At 33.6% G+C, this 18837-nt stretch carries 9 protein-coding genes; all 9 read right to left on the bottom strand.

The genetic code is table 11. The features are described 5' to 3' along the window. Nucleotides 1-6: 6 nt before the first annotated feature. The 9 genes from ACWNT5_RS11710 to ACWNT5_RS11670 all read right to left on the bottom strand — a co-directional run bounded on the left by ACWNT5_RS11710 (nt 7) and on the right by ACWNT5_RS11670 (nt 18812). Nucleotides 7-675 carry an ABC transporter ATP-binding protein gene (locus tag ACWNT5_RS11710; protein WP_299607405.1) on the bottom strand — a complete coding sequence of 223 codons (669 nt, stop codon included), beginning with the start codon at nt 673-675 and terminating at the stop codon, nt 7-9. A 184-nt stretch (nt 676-859) separates the two neighbouring features. Further along, nucleotides 860-1603 carry a GIN domain-containing protein gene (locus tag ACWNT5_RS11705; RefSeq protein WP_299607403.1) on the bottom strand — a complete coding sequence of 248 codons (744 nt, stop codon included), beginning with the start codon at nt 1601-1603 and terminating at the stop codon, nt 860-862. Between the two features lie 54 nt (nt 1604-1657). Then, nucleotides 1658-4081, bottom strand: a complete 2424-nt coding sequence (locus tag ACWNT5_RS11700) for an ABC transporter permease (RefSeq protein WP_456517424.1) — start codon at nt 4079-4081, stop codon at nt 1658-1660. A gap of 162 nt (nt 4082-4243) precedes the next feature. Continuing rightward, complete coding sequence (locus tag ACWNT5_RS11695) at nt 4244-6691, bottom strand: ABC transporter permease (protein WP_456517423.1); 2448 nt, start codon at nt 6689-6691, stop codon at nt 4244-4246. A gap of 14 nt (nt 6692-6705) precedes the next feature. Further along, nucleotides 6706-9060, bottom strand: coding sequence for an ABC transporter permease (locus tag ACWNT5_RS11690; RefSeq protein WP_456517422.1), 2355 nt, complete (start codon nt 9058-9060; stop codon nt 6706-6708). A 58-nt stretch (nt 9061-9118) separates the two neighbouring features. After that, the gene (locus ACWNT5_RS11685; protein WP_456517421.1) at nt 9119-11503 is read right to left on the bottom strand and encodes an ABC transporter permease; all 2385 of its coding nucleotides are present in this window, start codon (nt 11501-11503) and stop codon (nt 9119-9121) included. A gap of 43 nt (nt 11504-11546) precedes the next feature. After that, nucleotides 11547-13964, bottom strand: coding sequence for an ABC transporter permease (locus ACWNT5_RS11680; protein ID WP_456517420.1), 2418 nt, complete (start codon nt 13962-13964; stop codon nt 11547-11549). 14 nt (nt 13965-13978) lie between these two features. Beyond that, nucleotides 13979-16405, bottom strand: coding sequence for an FtsX-like permease family protein (locus ACWNT5_RS11675; RefSeq protein WP_456517419.1), 2427 nt, complete (start codon nt 16403-16405; stop codon nt 13979-13981). A 25-nt stretch (nt 16406-16430) separates the two neighbouring features. After that, on the bottom strand, nt 16431-18812 hold the full coding sequence (locus ACWNT5_RS11670) for an ABC transporter permease (protein ID WP_299607391.1): 2382 nt from the start codon (nt 18810-18812) through the stop codon (nt 16431-16433). Nucleotides 18813-18837 lie beyond the last annotated feature (25 nt).

Below are 18837 nucleotides of genomic sequence, written 5' to 3'. Positions count from 1 at the left end.
GTTGGATTATTCGCTGACGATTCGTCCGTCTAATAAATTAATAATTCTAGAACCATAGGAAGAGTTTTTCTCTGAGTGAGTGGCTTGTATAATCGTTACACCATCTTTGTTTAACTCAGAAAATAATTCCATGATTTCTGTACTTTGTTTAGAGTTGAGGTTTCCAGTAGGTTCATCTGCCAAAATAAGTTTCGGTTTGCTAATCAATGCTCTTGCAATACCTACCAACTGCTGCTGACCACCACTTAATTGTGCTGGAAACAGATCTTTTTTACCTACGATATTAAATCGGTCTAGCATATCAGCTACTAAAGCTTTACGTTCTGACGACTTTACATTTTTATAGAGTAGGGGAGTTTCGATATTTTCATACACATTAAGCTCATCGATCAGATGATACGCCTGAAAAACAAATCCTATATATTCTTTATATAATTTAGAACGTTGTTTTTCTTTTAGCGTATGCACCTCTTCGTCTAAAAAGGTGTAATTCCCAGCAGTAAAACTATCTAACATCCCAATGCAATTAAGTAAAGTAGATTTTCCCGAACCTGATGGTCCCATTAGAGAAATAAACTCTCCTTCTTTTACTGCTAAGTCGATGTTGTCTAGTAATGCTATTTTCTTTCCTCCAGAACTAATTACTCTAGAAGCGTTGTTAAGTCGTAAAATCATAATTATTTTTTGATGATGATTATCTATGTTGTTTACTTAGTTGCTATAAAAAATTAGCTAGTGTAATTTTCTATAAGTCTTCTGAGAGATGCGTCTGGGTCTAATGGTATTAAAAACCCTAGAGTTTTCATGTCTCAGACAGACATAATTTTCGGAAATTGAATTCATTTTTTCGATCATGATATTATTGAATTTCAGAAATTTCTACTTCTCCAATATTTAATCCCTTATGGATACTAGCATCTCCTTTATAATATAGTTTTGCTTCTCCAAAAGCAGTAAGCTTAATACGATTAGAAGAATTAATTTTAAATTCTGCTTCTCCAAAAGCTTTGATTTTAGTGTTCTTGTTGTCTACTGCAATAAGATCCGAAAAACTTTCTCCAAAAGCCGTGATTTTTTGATTTTCGATACTTCCTTTTTTGATCGTTAAGGTACTAGCTCCAAAAATATCTGCATCTAAATATTTTAAATCTACTTCGTTTAAGGTAATTCTAGACTCTCCAAAAACTTTTAGTCTAAAAGATTCTGAATCTAATTTACTTTCACAGGTAGCGTCTTGTTCACCACGAACAGAAAGTGATTCCAGGTCTTTATAGTTCACGGTAATGGTTAATACTCTTCCTTTATAGATCGGTACTTTTCGCTCGATACCATTTTTTACAACAACCTTATGTTTTGTAGTTTCTTTGGCACCATCTAGATATACACGTAGTGTTTTTCCGTTTACTTCAATATTAATCTTATCGTTTGGTTCTGTACTTTCTTCTATAATTACAGAGGCTTCGCTACTTTCTACAAATCTTGCCTGAATGTGTGGGCTAATGATTACTTTATCAAAATCAGCAACGTTTTTCTTTGTTTGTCCAGCTAACAATTGAGCGATAGTTAAGGCTACAAGTGCTAATAAGTATTTTAAATGTTTCATGATGAATGAGTTTTTAATGTTCGTTTTATTTGATTGAAATGATGATATTATTTTTTATTCTGTTTTTAAACTTTTAATAGGGTTTGCAACGGCTGCTCTAATCGTCTGAAAGCTTAGCGTAATAATAGCTACCAGTAGGGTGATGATTCCTGTAAGGGCAAAAACCCACCAATTAAGTTGAATTCTGAAAGCAAAATCTCGTAACCAACTGCTCATGAACCACCATGCAATTGGTGTGGCGATGCAAAAGGCAAATACAATTAGTTTGATAAAATCTTTGGATAGTATCTTTACGATAATCGCTGTAGAAGCTCCTAAAACCTTACGAATTCCAATTTCTTTGGTACGTTGTTCTGCGATATAGGTGGCTAATCCAAACAATCCTAACGCTGCTATAATCACAGCAAGTACCGTAAAAATTAAAGCAATTGTTCCAATTCTTTTTTCTTGTTGATACATATCAAGATAGGAATCATCTAAAAAGCTATAGGTAAATGATAGTTCGGAAGAAACAGCTTCATATTTATTACGAATTTTGCTAATAAAACCTTCTACATCTCCTGTATTAAATCGATAGGCAGTTCTCCAACTATTATCTCCTAGTCTAAGACTTAAAGGACCAACATCTTGTCGTAAAGACTCGAAATTAAAGTTTTTTACTACTCCGATAATCGTGTATACAATCTTGTCGTCTTTACCAATAGTTTTATAAAGCTTCTTGCCGATTGGATCATCAAAACCAGTTAAAGCAACCGCTTTTTCATTGATGATAATGGCTGTGGAATCTGTTCCAAAAGAACGAGAGAAGTTTCTACCTGCAATAAGTTCCATGCCCATCGTTTCTATATATTCGTAATCTGCTCTCCAATACTGCATATTAAAACCATTATCTGCGGTGTTTACACTTCCAGTATTAAAGGTGGTATCCGATCTAGCAGATTGAGATACTGGAATATATCCTGCAAATGATGCTGATTTTACTTCTGGAAATTGTTCGATTTCTGATTTTAAAGACTTTCTTGTTTCGTTCGTTAATCCAGAATTATCTACGATCAGTACTTGATCCTTGTTAAACCCTACATCTGTAGTCTGGATATGATTTAATTGTTGGTAGACAACAATGGTACCGATGATCAATATAATAGAGGTGGTGAACTGAAAAATAACTAAGAAATTTCTCAGGCTGTTTTTATTGCCTCCTTTAGATAGAGTTCCTTTTAATACACTTATCGGTTGAAATTTAGAAAGGAAAAATGCTGGATAAATACCTGCTAGAGGTCCCACTACAAAAGGTAATAAAATTAAGAAAATCAGAAATTGTGGTTGTAGTAATGCTTTTATGGAAATTTCCTTGCCAGAGACGTTATTAAACCACTCCAAAGAAAGAAATACAAATATAATAGCGATACTATGCGCTAGTACTACGATCAGTGTAGATTCGCTTAAAAACTGTAATACCAAAGATTTTTTCTCTGTACCTAATACTTTACGAATACCAACTTCCTTTGCTCTACCAGAAGATCTAGCTGTAGTAAGATTCATAAAATTGGTACATGCAATAAGTAGAATAAACAGCGCTACTGCAGAAAAAATGTATACATACTTTATCGAACCATTAGTACTGAGTTCTATATTTTGAGTTGAATGCAAGTGAATATCAGTAAGAGGAATTAAAGAATATTCTAATTTATTACCAGAACTTTCTATATCTTCTATACTTTTAATATTAGTGAACTGAGATATCTGCGGTAAGGAATATTTTGCAATTACTTCTCTAAAATTGTTATTAAACTTTTTATAATCAGCACCTTCTTTTAGTACAATATAGGTGTGGAAATTATGACTTAGGTAATCTCCAAAGTTATAATCCACATTAGCCATAGATAGTAAAACATCTAGATGAAAATGTGAGTTTTTAGGCATGTCTTCAATAATAGCAGTAACCTTATACAAAGTATTATTTACTTCTAATGCTTCTCCAATAGCTGTATCTACACCATTAAAATACTTTATTGCTGCTTTTTCAGATAAAACAACCGTATTAGGTGCTTTCAATGCTATTTTCGGGTTTCCTTTTAAAGCTGGAAAGGTAAATACATTAAAAAAAGTCGAATCCACATACGCAATGGCATATTCATCAATAAGTTCCGTTCCTTTTCGGATTAGTTTTGATCCTTCAGAAGCGTATATTCGGGTATATTCCTCTACTTCAGGATAATCCTTTTTTAGTGTAGCTCCCATCGGATCAGAACTCACAGCCATATGCATTTCGGTACCGCCAAAGAGGATATCAGAATTGATTCTATAAATTTGATCCGCTTTTTCGTGAAACCGATCATAACTTATTTCATCCGTCACAAATAATGCAATAAGAATAAAGCAACATATTCCTAACGAAAGTCCAACGGTATTAATAAAAGTAATCCCTTTATTCTTAATGAGATTTCTCCACGCTATTTTAAGATAATTTCTGATCACGGTGTTGATTTTATTTTGATTGTTGAATTTGGTATGTATATAGTGAAGATGATGCCAAAAAAATAAAACACTGAAAATCAGTGTTTTAAAATTATTTTTGAAATAAAAAGTGTTCGGTTTTGATACACTTTTTGTTCAAAATCGAACACTTTACAATCCTTGTTATTCTGATCGTAAAGAATCAATTGGATTTGCATTAGCAGCTTGCAAGGTTTTAGCACTAATCACCATAAGTGCTAAAAGAATCATCGCACTACCTCCAAGAAGAAATATCCATACGCTAATATTAGTTCTATAAGCAAAATCATTTAGCCAATTTTGTATCCCATACCATGCTATAGGTGCTGCGATAACAAAAGCAACAGCTACCAATACTAGAAATTCTTTGCATAAGATAGTATTAATTTGCAGTAGAGATGCTCCTAAGACTTTACGTACTCCAATTTCTTTGATACGTCTGTTGGTAGTATAAATAACGAGTCCTAACAATCCTAAACAACTTATTAAAATAGATAAGCCTGTTGCCCAATTTAGCAACTTAGAAATATTCTTTTCTCTATTGTAAAACTTAGCAATGGTTTCATCCATAAATTCGATACGATAATCATCAATCTCTGTATAAACAGATTTATAAGCGGATTCAATTTTAGATAGAACAGGTGTTAACCCTTCTTCGGTATTGTTTTGAAAAGCAATATGTACTGCCTGAAATCTACTAAAATTTGGTCTATACCAATCTCCAATCAATCCCATTGGACTTATGTCAGATTTTAAAGAGCGTTGATGAAAATCTCCCATCACTCCTACGATAGGAATTTTTTCATCTCCAAAATCCACAATAGTTCCCAGTGCCTCTTCCGGAGTTTCAAAGCCATATATTTTTCGAGCAGTTTCATTGATAACAATTTCTCGTATCGTATCATTCTTGTAAACACGACCAGCCAATAACTGTAGCTCGAATAGATCTAGATAATCAGTATCTCCAAAAATGAAGTGTAATTCAGATTTCACTTCTGTTTTTCCATTATGCACTGTAGTGTTAGAAATGTTCGTATTTCTTGATGCTGGCGGTACTCCTCCAAGGCTAATGGTTTTTATTTGTGGTATTGCTTTTAGTTTTTGTGCATATATTTCTTTCTTAGAAAGCTCTCTTTCGCTACGCGGACTATAAACGGAGACTACGGCCTCGGTTTTAAAGCCCATGTCTTTGCTTAATACATAATTAATTTGTTTGCTAACTAGCAAGGTTCCAATTATAAAAACCTGAGCTATGGTAAATTGAAAAACGGTTAGAAACTTTCTGAGTCCTACTTTCTTTTCGCCAATACCTAAATGATTTTTTAAAACAGAAACCGTATTGAATTTTGATAGTACCAAGGCAGGATAAAAACCAGCTAAGAAAGTAACGACCATCAATACGATCGCAATACCAAATATGATTATTGGAGTTCCTATAAGCTCGAATTCCAAATTTTCGGGAACAAAGTCTGAGAATAACTTGATTAACCAACTAGTACATGCTATAGAAATGATTGCAGATAACATCACTAGTATAAAGGTTTCTCCCATAAATTGTTTAATAATTTGTTTGCGAGAACTACCCAGTGTTTTTCGTATTCCAATTTCTTTAGCTCGCTGTGTGGCTTGCGCTGTATTAAGATTAATGAAATTAATACACCCCAATAGTAAAAGAAATAAGGCTACTAACGCGAGGTTTCGTAGCAAAGATTTACTTGCCTGAGTACGTGTCCAATCATAGATACCATAACGATCATCAAAGTGAATCTCTCTAAGTGGTTGTAAAACATATTGTCTTGTTTGTCCATATTGTGCTACTTCTTCATCTATATGTGCCTCGGCTAATGCATCAAAATCTTTTTGAATCTGATCAAGACTTGCATTCTTATTAACCTTTACATATAGCTGTGAAGCAGAGTTAGTACTATTCCAGTTTTTTTCTAAGATGTTTTCTCTAAGTCGGGTTTGTAATAGGGTAGGACGTGATATAAATTCCTGAAATACTAAATCAGTGCGTCTTGCAAAATTTTCAACTACTCCAGAAACAGTAATAGGAATTGAGTCATTATAAATCAAAGTTTTACCAATAATCTCAGTGGGTTTTAGTTTTGGAAAATACTCCAAAGCTCTTGTCTTTGTTAGAATAACTTGATTAGGTTGTGATAATATTTCATCTGTATTTCCTGCTAAGAATTCATATTGAAACATATCAAAATAATTTTGCTCTGTAAAAATCACAAAATTGGGCCACTTCAGCGTAAGATCATTTTCTTTGTTTTCTACTTTTGCGGGTCTTTCGCTATAAAAACCATTCACCATTTCAAAGTTTGAATTTTCGCGAATAGCATCTTCTAAAGCTATAGTAACTCCAGAATTATAAAATTCACCTTCTGGGTTTTTAAAATTTGTGACCACTCGATAAATTCGATCTCCATCCTTATGAAAATCATCAAAAGTATAATCATAATAAATCATAAGACCTATTACAAAAGAAGCACTTAGACCAATAGTAAGTCCAATAACATTAATAAAAGAAAACACCTTGTTTTTTAAGATGTTTCTCCATGCTATTTTAAAATAATTCTGGATCATAATGTTAGTTTTTATTACTCGGTTTTTAGACTGTTAATAGGGTTGGCTATTGCCGCTTTAACAGCTTGAAAACTTACAGTTGCTAATGCAATGAGAATTGCGACAATTCCTGCGATGACAAACACTATCCAATTAATTTCTATACGATAAGCATAGTCTTGTAACCAGTTGTTCATAAAGAACCAAGCTAAGGGTACTGCTAATACAATGGCAATGCAGACTAATTTTAGAAAATCTTTGGATAGTAATTTTACAATACCGGTTACACTGGCACCTAATACTTTTCGTACTCCTATCTCTTTGCTTCGCTGTTCTGCGGTATATGCTGCTAATCCAAAAAGTCCTAAACAGGATATAAAAATTGCCAACAAAGCAAAGATTCTAGATAGCTCACCGATAAGTTGCTCACTTTTAAATTTAGCATCAAAAGCTTCATCCACAAAAGTATATTCGAATGGGAAAGCAGGATTGTGCTTTTTCAGTACTTCTCCTATTCCGGATATTGCCTGATCAATTGGCGTGCCCTGTTTTGTTTTGATATACATATATCTTGCAAAATTTGGGTTGTTTATAAACAATACCGGATCACTGGTATCGAACATATCATCGTAGAGATAATCCTTAACAACTCCTATGATTTCGTAAGATTCATCACCTCTATTAATCTTTTTACCTACTGGATTATCAGTATTCATTAGTTTAGCTAGTGATTGAGAAATCATCACATTGGTGCTATCGGCATCTACATTTGTCCCAAAACCACGACCTTCAACAATTTCCATGCCTGTAGTTTCAAAAAAACTAGCTGTTATATTTCTAAAGGATAGCAAAACATCTTGGGTATTAACACCTCCTTGCCAGGTAAATCCAGAACCATTATTACCTCCAGATAGGATTTGAGAATTACACAATGCAGCATTATGAGCATATCCGCTTTTAATTAGATCTTGCTGAATTACAGAAAACTTGTCAATAATTTCATCATTAACACGCATAGAAATCAATCGTTCTTTATCATATCCTAGCTCTCTATTTTTAGCATGCTGAATTTGTTGATATACGATGATTGTACAGATGATAAAAACAATGGAAATAGTAAATTGTCCTACCACTAATCCTTTTCTTATAAATGAAGCGGAACCACTTTTAACTTTTATGCCTTTTAAAACTTCTACTGGTCTAAAAGAGGATAGGTAAAAGGCTGGATATAAACCAGCAAACAATCCACAGACTACAGTAATAACTAATAATATACCAATATGAGAAGGTTTGGATAAACCAAGAACAAGATTTTTATCAATCAGGAGATTAAACTGCGGTAATAATACTACCAATAATATCACACTTATGATAGCTGCAAAACAAGCCATCATCATAGATTCTGATACAAATTGAATAATCAAACGAGATCGACTAGAACCGATAGCTTTTCGAACACCTACTTCATTTGCTCTCTTTTCGCTGCGAGCGGTGGATAAGTTCATAAAATTAATACAAGCAATCAATAATATGATCAGTGCTATTAGAGAAAATAGGCGTACATAGGTAATTTTTCCACCAACTTTTTTGCCTCCTTCAAACTTGGAACGCAAATACCAATCTTTCATAGGATGTAAAAAAGCGTAAGTGTCACTTTCAGGATCTTTTGCAGGGATCAGAGCTTTAACTTTTTCATTCACTTCGGCTACGTTAGCTTCTGGCGATAACTCTACAAACGTATCAGAGAAATTACTACCGTATTCTGTCATCCATTCAGCACCATTTCTGTAACGCTCAAATGGAGCTACCCAATCAAATGGAAAGGAAACATTTTCTGGTAAATTTTTTACAACTCCAGTGATAAGGTAATTGTCTTTATTATTGAGTTTTACTGTTTTTCCGAGTACTTTTTCGTTTTTACCAAAGAGCAATTCAACTGTTTCCTGAGTAACGACTATGGCCTCTGGATTCTCAAAGGCTCTTTTTACAGAACCTTCTATAAATTCTAAACTAAAAATATCTAGAAAATCGGCGTCTGCATATCTTCCAGTCCTATTGATAGCACGATCACCAACCGTAAAAAGTCGTTCTTCAGAACTAGACCTGGTAGCTCTAATAACACCAGGAATTTCATTTTTCATTGCCTGAGCAAGAGGACCTGGAGTAGAGTAGAAGGTTCTCCATTCTTCTTCATAATTCTGATTGGTAGGTGTATAATAGATATGATCTTGTCTCGCAAAATCCTTATTGAAACTTACTTCATCTTCTACCCAGAGAAAAATAAGACTTGCACAAGTAATACCAATAGCTAATCCAAAAATGTTTAAAAAGCTATATCCTTTATTTTTTAATAAACTTCGGAAAGCAACTTTTATATAATTAGTGATCATAATTGTTCGTTTTTGATTTGTGTTATTAGATCCACGATAGGCGGACACATTGATTGATTTATTCCGTTTTAAGGCTTTTTATCGGATTGGCAGTGGCTGCTTTAATAGCTTTGTAACTAATGATAAGTAAAGTGATAATTAATAGTAACCCCACAGCAACTACGAAAATCCACCAGTTTATTTCTGTTCGATACGTATAATTTTGTAACCAGTTATTCATAAAATACCAGGCTATTGGCGATGCTATAGCACCTGCTAATAAGATTAATTTGAAGAAATCCTGCATTACAATAGCTAGGATATCCTTAACTTTTCCTCCTAATACTTTTCTGATACCAATTTCTCTTGTTTTTAGTGCGATAAAGAAAGAAATAAGCCCGTAAAGCCCTAAACAACTGATAAAAATTGCAAGACCAGAAAATATTTTAGTCATTGATAAGAAACGTTGTTCTTCAATATATTGCTGAGCTATGCGCTCGTCTAAAAACTTATATTGATATACAAATTTTGGAAACACTTCCTTCCAGCGACTTTCGATAGCTTTCAATGTAGTACTTATATCGGCACCATCTATTTTAACAGCGAGTTCGCTATAACCAGTTTTTTCTGGTGCTATAAAAACAGGACCAATACCGCTTAAGAAGTTTTGATCGTGGAAATTAGCAATAACGCCAACGATGGTAGCTTTTACTCTTCCACGATTGGCTTCTATTTGTTTTCCTATCAGTTCTTCATAGGAGGAGAGTCCCAGCTTATCTGCTACTCTTTGATTAACCACAACTTCTGTTATAGAATCCGAAGTAAAAAAATTACGCCCAGTAATTAGTTTTAAATCAAATGTATTTAGATAATCCTCGTCGGCAAGTTTAGCACCTATGGAGAACTCTTCATACTGGGGTCTATTATGATATCGAAAACTAGTTCCCCATTCATTTTCTGCTGCTCCAGGACTTGATAAACATGCTGTGGTATTTGATACTCCAGAAATACTATTTAATCTGTTTTTTAGTCCTTGTAATTTTAATAGTTCAATTTCTTCTGGAATTTCTAACATTACAATAGCTTCTTTATCAAAACCTAGATCGGAAGTAATTGCAAAATTGATTTGTTTACCGATTACGATAGTTGCTACAATAAGCATAATGGAAATTGCAAATTGAGTGGTTACTAATACTTTTCGTGTGAACTTACCACCAGTATCATTCTGGGTAAGTTTCCCTTTTAATGCCAGAGTAGGTAGAATTCTTGCCATTAAAATCCCAGGATAGCTACCTGCCAAAAGTGATACTAGTAATAAAAGTGTGATAAGAAAACTTATTACCTTAAAGGAAAGTAAAGATTGGATACTTAACTGCAATTCAAATAATTCATTGAACTTGGGTAATACTCCAATAGAAATCCCAATTCCTAGTAGTAATGCGAAGAGACTTATTAAAAAAGTTTCTAATATAAATTGCCAGAATAGTTTGGTTTTACTTACACCAAGTACTTTTCTAACTCCAATTTCCTTAGATCTGGAAAATGCTTGTGCTGTGGAAATATTAATAAAATTAATACAACCAACTGCTATTAGAAATATCCCAATTAAAGAAAATATCCATAGTAAACTCACATTAATACCACCATATTTTTGTTCTAAATGAACATCACTAAGTGGTTGTAACTTGTATCTGTGAACGTTTTTACTTTTTGGTCTGTATTTAGAAACCAAAGGAATAAGTGTTTTTTCTATATGAGAGATGTCTTGATTAGGTCTTAAAAGGGTATAACACTGTAAACTGTTTGTGATACCTCCCCAACTCTTGCTATATGCAAATTGACTATAATTTTTAAGACTCTCATAGGATATAAATACATCTCCTTGTACAGAAGAATTAGTAGGGATATCATTAAGTATTCCTATAACTTGTATAGTTCCTGTATTCTGAAGTGTAAATGTTTTTCCCAAAGAAGATGTACTATCGCCATACATTTTCTTAGCAAAACTCTTGGTGATGTATGCAACATTAGGTGCTGCGAAATTATGAGTACCTAGAGATTCTTGTAGGGGAAAATTGAATATCTCAAAAAAATCGGGCTCCGCAAAAACTACATCTTCTAATAAACGATTGGTGTTAGAATCCATTCCATCGATTTGCCATTCTTGTCTAATAAAGATGTTCGCTACTTTTTCAGAATAATTAAAATCAGATCTGAATACACTTGCAAAACCTGGAGGAACACTTGCTTCATATTCTATAGCATCTTGATGTTCTTCGGTGACAACTCTATAAATCCTATCAGAATTGTTATGAAAATTATCGAATTGTAAATGGTAGTTTACAAATAGAAATATTAAAATCGAACATCCAAACCCAAGCGCTAATCCTAAGATGTTTATAAAGGAAAACACTTTTCGTTTCTGTATATTTCTCCAAGCTATTTTGAAATAATTCCTAATCATAATTGTCTGCTTTTAGATCTGCTTTGGAGCAGAAAAATTGATATTATTCTGTTCGTAATGAATTCACCGGATTTGCAGTTGCAGTTTTAACCGTTTGGAAGGATATTGTAAGTAAAGCAATTAATAAAACAATACCTCCAGCTCCAAGAAATAATACTATATTCAAATCGATACGATAGATATAGTTTTGTAACCACTTGCTCATCATCCACCAGGCAATAGGTGCAGCAATCAAAAAGGCAATAGAAACTAACTTTAAAAAGTCTTTGGTTAGAAGCATAGTAATTGCTGTAATATTTGCTCCAACAATTTTTCGAATGCCTATTTCCTTTTTTCTTTTTGCAACAATAAGCAAGGTCATCGCAAAAAGACCAATACAGCTTAAAATAATTGCCAATAAAGAACCACTACTAATCATAGAGATCATATCGCGTTCTCTTTTCAGAGTTCTGTCAACATTTTCGTTCAAGAAGGAAGCTTGAAACTCTGCGTTAGGTTCTATAGTAGCCCAAGCATTTTTTACAATATCATAAGATGCTTCTAGATTCTGAGGAGCAACTTTTACATATACGTTTCTCAGATTCCAATCAGGTAGTGCAAAAAGAGACATTGGCGCAATATTTCTATCTAAATCCTGAAAATTAAAATCTTTAATAACTCCAACTATAGAATAGAATTTATCATCTATGTTTAACTGAGCGTTTAGTATTTGATCTTCATTTAGTTGTCTTGCCATAGACTCATTGATAATGACTGATAGACTGTCACTTGCCAGATTTTTCCGGAAGGCTCTACCTTCTAGCAATTCTAAATCCAAAGTTTTGATATAATCTGAATCAACTACAAGCATATGAGTTTCAACGCCGACACCTTTATGATCAAACCCAAGAACACTTGTTGATCGGGATCCATCTTTACCTAAACCTAAGATATTGTTGGATGCAGATACGCTTAAAATGTTTGTCTGATCTTTTAATTCATTTCGCAAAAGTTGTAAAGCTTGTTGATCATTTCGCTTTCCGTTTAATGGGAAGGCAATCACTTGTTCTTTATTGTATCCTAAATCTTTGGTTCGTAAGAATTGTACTTGTTCCCAAACCACAAGAGTTCCACATATCAATATCGTAGCAATTCCAAATTGCGCTACGATTAAACCGTTTCGTAAATAGTTTTTTCCATTGTTATTTAATTTACCTTTTAAACTTTGTATGGTATTCAAACGACTCATTAATATCGCAGGATATCCGCCTGCTATTAGTGTGATACCAACTATTGCTAATAGTAAGAAGACTATAGATACAGGATCTAATAAGGTACCAAAAGTTGCTTTGGTTTTAAAAAGTACTTTAAAATGGGGAAGTAGAAGAATGGTAGTTAAAATACCTAGAATTACTGAAATTATAAAAACAAGAACGCTTTCTCCCCAAAATTGGAAAAATAATTGCTTTTTATTGGCTCCAAGAGTTTTTCGCATACCAATTTCTCGGAGTCTTTGATCACTTTTGGCAACACTCATATTTACAAAGTTTACGCATGCTATAAACAGGATGAGTAGTGCTATACCTAAAACGATGTACGGCATTTTTCGATTTACTTTGGCAGGACCTTGATCAAAATTGGCAAACTTTTTATCTAAAAATGATAGTAATTTTATTTGTTTGTACTCCCCATTAACAATCGGTTGGATACCATCTCTTTTTGCACTTTCTATAGCATCTTTATAATGTAATTTTGTAAAATCTTTTGTGCTGTTTTCAAATTGCTCGGGTGTAATTCCTTGAGCTAATTTCATGTACACTTCATGGTTTTCAACATCCCAGCGACCCACAGTTCTGCCATATGCATGTTGCCCTTGACTTTTAAAGTTTAATACGATATCAAATCCTATGGAACTTGTATCAGGAAAGTCTTCGATAAGCGAACTAATGGTAAATGGTACTTGCTTTCCATCCCTAAGAATTGTTACCGTTTGTCCAATCGGATTCTTATCACCAAATATTCGGTTAGCAGCAAATTCTGTAATGGCAATAGAAGATTCTGATGTAATGGGGTTTTGTGTATCTCCTTTAATTATGGGAAAACTAAAGATGTCGAAAAAGTCCAGATCTACAAAAGCACCATTCATTCTCAATTCTTTATCCTCATAACTTAATAATAAATTTCCACCAGCACGACGTGTTATTTTCTCAACTCCGCTTATTTCTTTCTGTAAAGTTTCTGCAAAAGGTTCTGATTTGGAAGTATTGGCTTCTATGCCATTAGGGGTGCTGTCTTCTGAGTATACCATATAGATTTGATCTCCATTTTCGTGAAAATGGTCAAATGATAATTCAAAAACAGCATAGATAGTTAATAACAAAGCTGCCCCAAATGCTAATGTCAATCCTACAATATTAAAGGATGTGAAAATTCTATTCTTCCATAAATTACGAAAGGCTATTTTGATATAATTCTTAATCATAATTATTCGTTTATTTATTCTGTTCGTAATGAATTTACTGGATTTGCGGTAGCTGCTTTCATAGCTTCGATACTAACTGTTAAAAGGGTGATAGCCATAGTTATGATACCAGCCAATAAGAATACCCACCAACTTATTGATATTCTATAAGTGAAGTCTTGCAACCAGTTCTCCATCAAATAGTAGGCTAGAGGAGTAGCTATGATTAGTGCTATTGTAATTAAGATAAAAAAGTCTTTGGTTAGCATTTTTACTACCGTACTTACACTAGCACCAAGTACCTTTCGAATTCCAATTTCTTTTTTCTTTTGTTCTGCCATAAAAGAGATTAATCCAAATAATCCCAGGCAGCTGATCAATATAGCGAGTGTAGTAAAGGCAACTGAAATATTCGCTAGGCGTTTTTCTTCGGCAATTAGTTTTTCAGCTTCTTTATCGACAAAAGTGTAAACAAAAGGAGTTGTTTTATTTACCTCATTCCAAGCAGTTTTTAATTGACTAAGAATGGTCTCGAAATTAGATGTTTCTGTTTTTACTAATAACCATTCTGGTGTATCATCTACATACATTAATAAAGGTTCTATTTCTTCTTTTAGCGAAGCATAATGAAAGTCTTCGGTTACTCCGATTACTTCTACAGTAGTAACATCACCACCAGTAGAGAAAAGAATTTTTTGTCCGATAGCATCCTCTAGACTTATGTTAAAGGCATCTATTGTGGCTTTATTGACTAATACTTGAGTGGTGTCTTGTTTTTTAACAGGACGACCCGTAAGGAGTTTAGTCTTAGTGGTTTGTAAATAATTAGCATTGATACCATTTGTTTTTACCAATTTAGGTTTTGTAGGATCTCCACTTGGTAAATAGGCACCAACGTCACTTCTTAATAATTGAGAAGGGAAAATATTACATCCAGAGACAGATTTTACGCCTGATACGGCACTCATATTTGTTTTAAGCGTTTCATATTGCGCAAAGGCCTCTTGGGTACCCAAACGAACAGCGATTAGATTATCAGTTTCATACCCCATATCTCTATTTTGAGCAAATCGAACTTGCTGCGTAATAATGTATACCGTAGCGATTAATCCAATCGATACTACGAATTGAAAAACGACTAATCCTTTGCGTAATAAAGTGCCTTTAGGGTTTGTTGATACAGATCCTTTTAATACACGAGTTGGTTTTACAGAGGAAAGTATGAGTGCAGGATAAATTCCAGCAACAAATCCTGTAAGAATACCTACTACCAGTAGTGTTGTTAATACTCTCCAATCTAATATATCAAGATAAGCTACATTACCTTGGGTAAGCAAATTTATGACAGGAAGAAGAATTGTTGTTAGAGGAATACTTACTAAGGTAGCAAAAAGAGAAAGTAATATAGATTCTCCCAAAAACTGACCGATAAGTGATTTTTTGTCAGCTCCAATGGTTTTACGAACACCAATTTCTTTAGCTCTTTTGTTGGCTCTCGCAGTACTTAGATTGATAAAATTCACACAAGCTACTAATTGAATAAATAAGGCTAGAGTGATTAAAAGATATAGATAACTAATATCTGATATAGGTCCGATTTGTCTGGATATGCCTTTGGAATGTAAGTGTATATCACTAACTTTTTGAAGGAACAGTTGTTTTGTGAAATTTAATTTAGCAAAATCTTTCGCTCCACGAGCATTTAAAAAGCCCGGAAGTTTACTTTGTACTAAGTCCTCATTATCTGACGAGTTTAGCTTTACATAGGTATAAATAAAGTTTTGTGTTGCAAAGTTTTGTACTGTTCTTACAAACTCTCCAAGACCTGGAGTATTCATCGTAACCAGATAATTAGGATTGATATGAGATTTTTCTGGATTACTATCATCAAAAACACCGGTTACTTTTAGTGATAATTGTTGCTCTCCACTTCCTGATAATACAGTTTTATTAATGGCAGGCACATTACCAAATAGTTTTTGAGCTAATGAAGCAGATAGTACGACGGTATTAGGTTCCACTAATGCAGTCTCAGGATTTCCTTCTAAAAACTTAAAAGTAAAAATATTAAAAACAGTAGCATCTGCAAGATAACCTCTTGGTTCATAAAAACCTTCATTCTGATCACTTGCTCTAATAAGTTCTTCTGTACCCTCACCCATATATACCAATCGAGTCGCTTCTATAACCTCAGGAAAGTCTTCTTTCATAGCAAAACCAATAGGAGGTCCGCTGGATGCAGCATTGAATTGAACAGAACTAGGATCATCGATAATTGTTCGTACTCTATATAAAGCCTCAGCGTCCTTATGATGATCATCATAACCTAACTGCGCAAATACATATAATAATATACTCAAACAACAGACTGTACCTACTGTAAGCCCTAGCAGGTTAATTGTAGTTTGTAGTTTGTTTTTTTGAAGGCTTCTCCATGCTATTTTAAAATAATTCCTGATCATGATTGTTCGTTTTTTGATTGATGATTTATTCGGTTCTAAGTGCGTTTACTGGATTTGATAGAGAAGCTTTTACCGCATGAAAGCTAACGGTGAATATGGCTATAAGGATCGCTGAGCCACCAGATAATAGGAACATCCACCATTGTATATCAATCCTAAATGCGAAGTTTTGTAACCAATTATGCATCACATACCAAGCAATAGGAGAAGCAATAGCAAAAGCAATCATTACAAGTTTTAGGAAATCTTTGGATAAAAGATTTACAATTTCAGATACCGAAGCTCCGATTACTTTTCTAATACCGATTTCTCGTTTTCTTTGTAATGTACTGTAAGCAGCAAGTCCCAGTAAACCTAGACAGGATATTAGTATTGCTAAACTAGCGAAATACAGAAACAGATTTCCAAATCGCTCTTCACTTTCATATTGTTCGTTGAATGCATCATCCAAAAAGTAATAATCAAAAGGCTGTTCTGGTAAAAATGACTCCCATAGTTTCTCTATTTCACCAATAGTTTGTTTCATATTATTAGAAGCTAGCTTTACAGTAATTAAATCATTTCTATTCGTCTCCATTCTCATGGTTAGAGGTCCAATCTGATCATGAAGAGAGTTGAAGTGGAAATTTTTAACAACGCCAATTACCTGACCTTCACGACCCCATTGTTTAAATTTGGCACCAATAGCATTCTGTGGATCACTATATCCTAGTAATTTTACAGTTTCTTCATTAATGATCATCGCTTTTGTAGAATCTGAAGCGAAATCTTTAGAAAATGCTCTTCCAGCTAAAATTTCAAGATCAAATTGTGGGATATAATCATGATCAACAAAGTAGAGGTCTAGATTTGCTATTTGCAAATCCCCTGATTTATTTTCTATTTCTGAATAAGCTGATGAATTTCCTCCTCCAGGTACACTAGAACCTAAACTTGTGAATTTTACTCCAGAAATATTACTGATAGCATTCTTTAATGCCAATTGAGATGTAGATGATTCTGCTTCAAGAATTAATAACTGATCCTTGTTAAACCCTAATTCCTGATTACGCATATATTCCATTTGATTATAGATAATAATCGTACCAGTAATAAGTATAATCGAAATAGTAAATTGTATAATTACAAGACTTTTACGAAGCAAAACACCTTTACCACCAGTAGAGAAATTACCTTTAAGGACTTGTATAGGTTTAAAAGAGGATAATACTATGGAAGGGTAGATTCCTGCAAAAATTCCTATGGCTAATGAAATTCCAAATAATTTAAAAATATTGGAATAATTAGAAAACAAGCCTTCGCTAATTACCTTTCCTGAGATATCATTAAAAAACGGTAAGATTAGCATGGTTAAGACCGTTGTAATGCAAAAAGCTATCAAACAAGTTATAATTGATTCTCCAATAAATTGGAGTGATAACTGTTGTTTTTCGGCACCCATAACCTTTCGGATACCCACTTCTTTTGCTCTTTCTACGGAACGAGCGGTAGTAAGGTTAATGAAATTGATAGACGCAATAAGAAGAATAAAAATAGCTATGATAGAAAATATATATACATTGGTCATACTCCCACCACCAGTTCCACCTCTGGTGGATTGCAGATATAATGTTTTAAGAGGTTCTAAGTGTAATGTGACGAACATTTTACTTTGTTTCATAAATTCTCCGCTATGCTTCTCTAAGAATGCTGGAAATTTAGAAGTTAGTTGATCTATATTAGTATTTGGATTTACCAACACATATGCTGCCGCGTCATAACTACCCCATCTGGTATCTAATTCTTTGTCTAAATTTTGTGTAAATGTGGTTAGCGATAGTATCATATCCGCTTGGATGTGAGAGTTTTCGGGAAAATCCTTCATTACTCCAGTTACTACAGAGTTGAACCCTTCTTCAGTTATTTTTAATGATTTCCCAACAGGATTTTGGTTTCCAAAGTATTTTTTTGCTGTAGTTTCGGATAATACAATACTAAATTGCTTTTTGAGTACTTCTTTTGGGTTTCCTTGTACCAATTCGAAATCAAAAACAGAGAAAAAACTGGAATCCGCTGCAATAGCATTGGTTTCTTTAAATTTTAGATCATCTTTGCGAACGATCATATTTAAATCATTTATCCGTACTGCAGATGTAATTTCAGGAAAATCCTTCTCTAAATTAGGAGGAACAGCCCAAGCGGTTATATTCGCTTCTATATTATCAGAAGGAGTTTTAATATCTGCAACAACCCTGTAGATATTATCTGTTTTACTATGAAAGTTATCGTAACTTAATTCGAAACTAACATATAAAAGCATTAGAAAGCTGGCTGTCATTCCTATCGATAAGCCCGTGATATTAATAAATGTAAAACCTCTTCTTCTCCAAAGGTTTCTCCATGCTATTTTAAAATAATTCCTTATCATGATTGTTGGTTTACTGTTCGTTTGT

The organism is Aquimarina sp. 433, from assembly GCF_054054605.1.
Note: the sequence above shows the minus strand (reverse complement) of the source record. Positions and strands in the feature narration are given on the sequence as shown.

Coding starts and splice junctions, on each gene's coding strand:
- ACWNT5_RS11680 (WP_456517420.1), bottom strand. CDS start 13,964: ATGATTAAGAATTATATCAAAATAGCCTTTCGTAATTTATGGAAGAAT.
- ACWNT5_RS11675 (WP_456517419.1), bottom strand. CDS start 16,405: ATGATCAGGAATTATTTTAAAATAGCATGGAGAAGCCTTCAAAAAAAC.
- ACWNT5_RS11695 (WP_456517423.1), bottom strand. CDS start 6,691: ATGATCCAGAATTATTTTAAAATAGCATGGAGAAACATCTTAAAAAAC.
- ACWNT5_RS11710 (WP_299607405.1), bottom strand. CDS start 675: ATGATTTTACGACTTAACAACGCTTCTAGAGTAATTAGTTCTGGAGGA.
- ACWNT5_RS11690 (WP_456517422.1), bottom strand. CDS start 9,060: ATGATCACTAATTATATAAAAGTTGCTTTCCGAAGTTTATTAAAAAAT.
- ACWNT5_RS11705 (WP_299607403.1), bottom strand. CDS start 1,603: ATGAAACATTTAAAATACTTATTAGCACTTGTAGCCTTAACTATCGCT.
- ACWNT5_RS11670 (WP_299607391.1), bottom strand. CDS start 18,812: ATGATAAGGAATTATTTTAAAATAGCATGGAGAAACCTTTGGAGAAGA.
- ACWNT5_RS11685 (WP_456517421.1), bottom strand. CDS start 11,503: ATGATTAGGAATTATTTCAAAATAGCTTGGAGAAATATACAGAAACGA.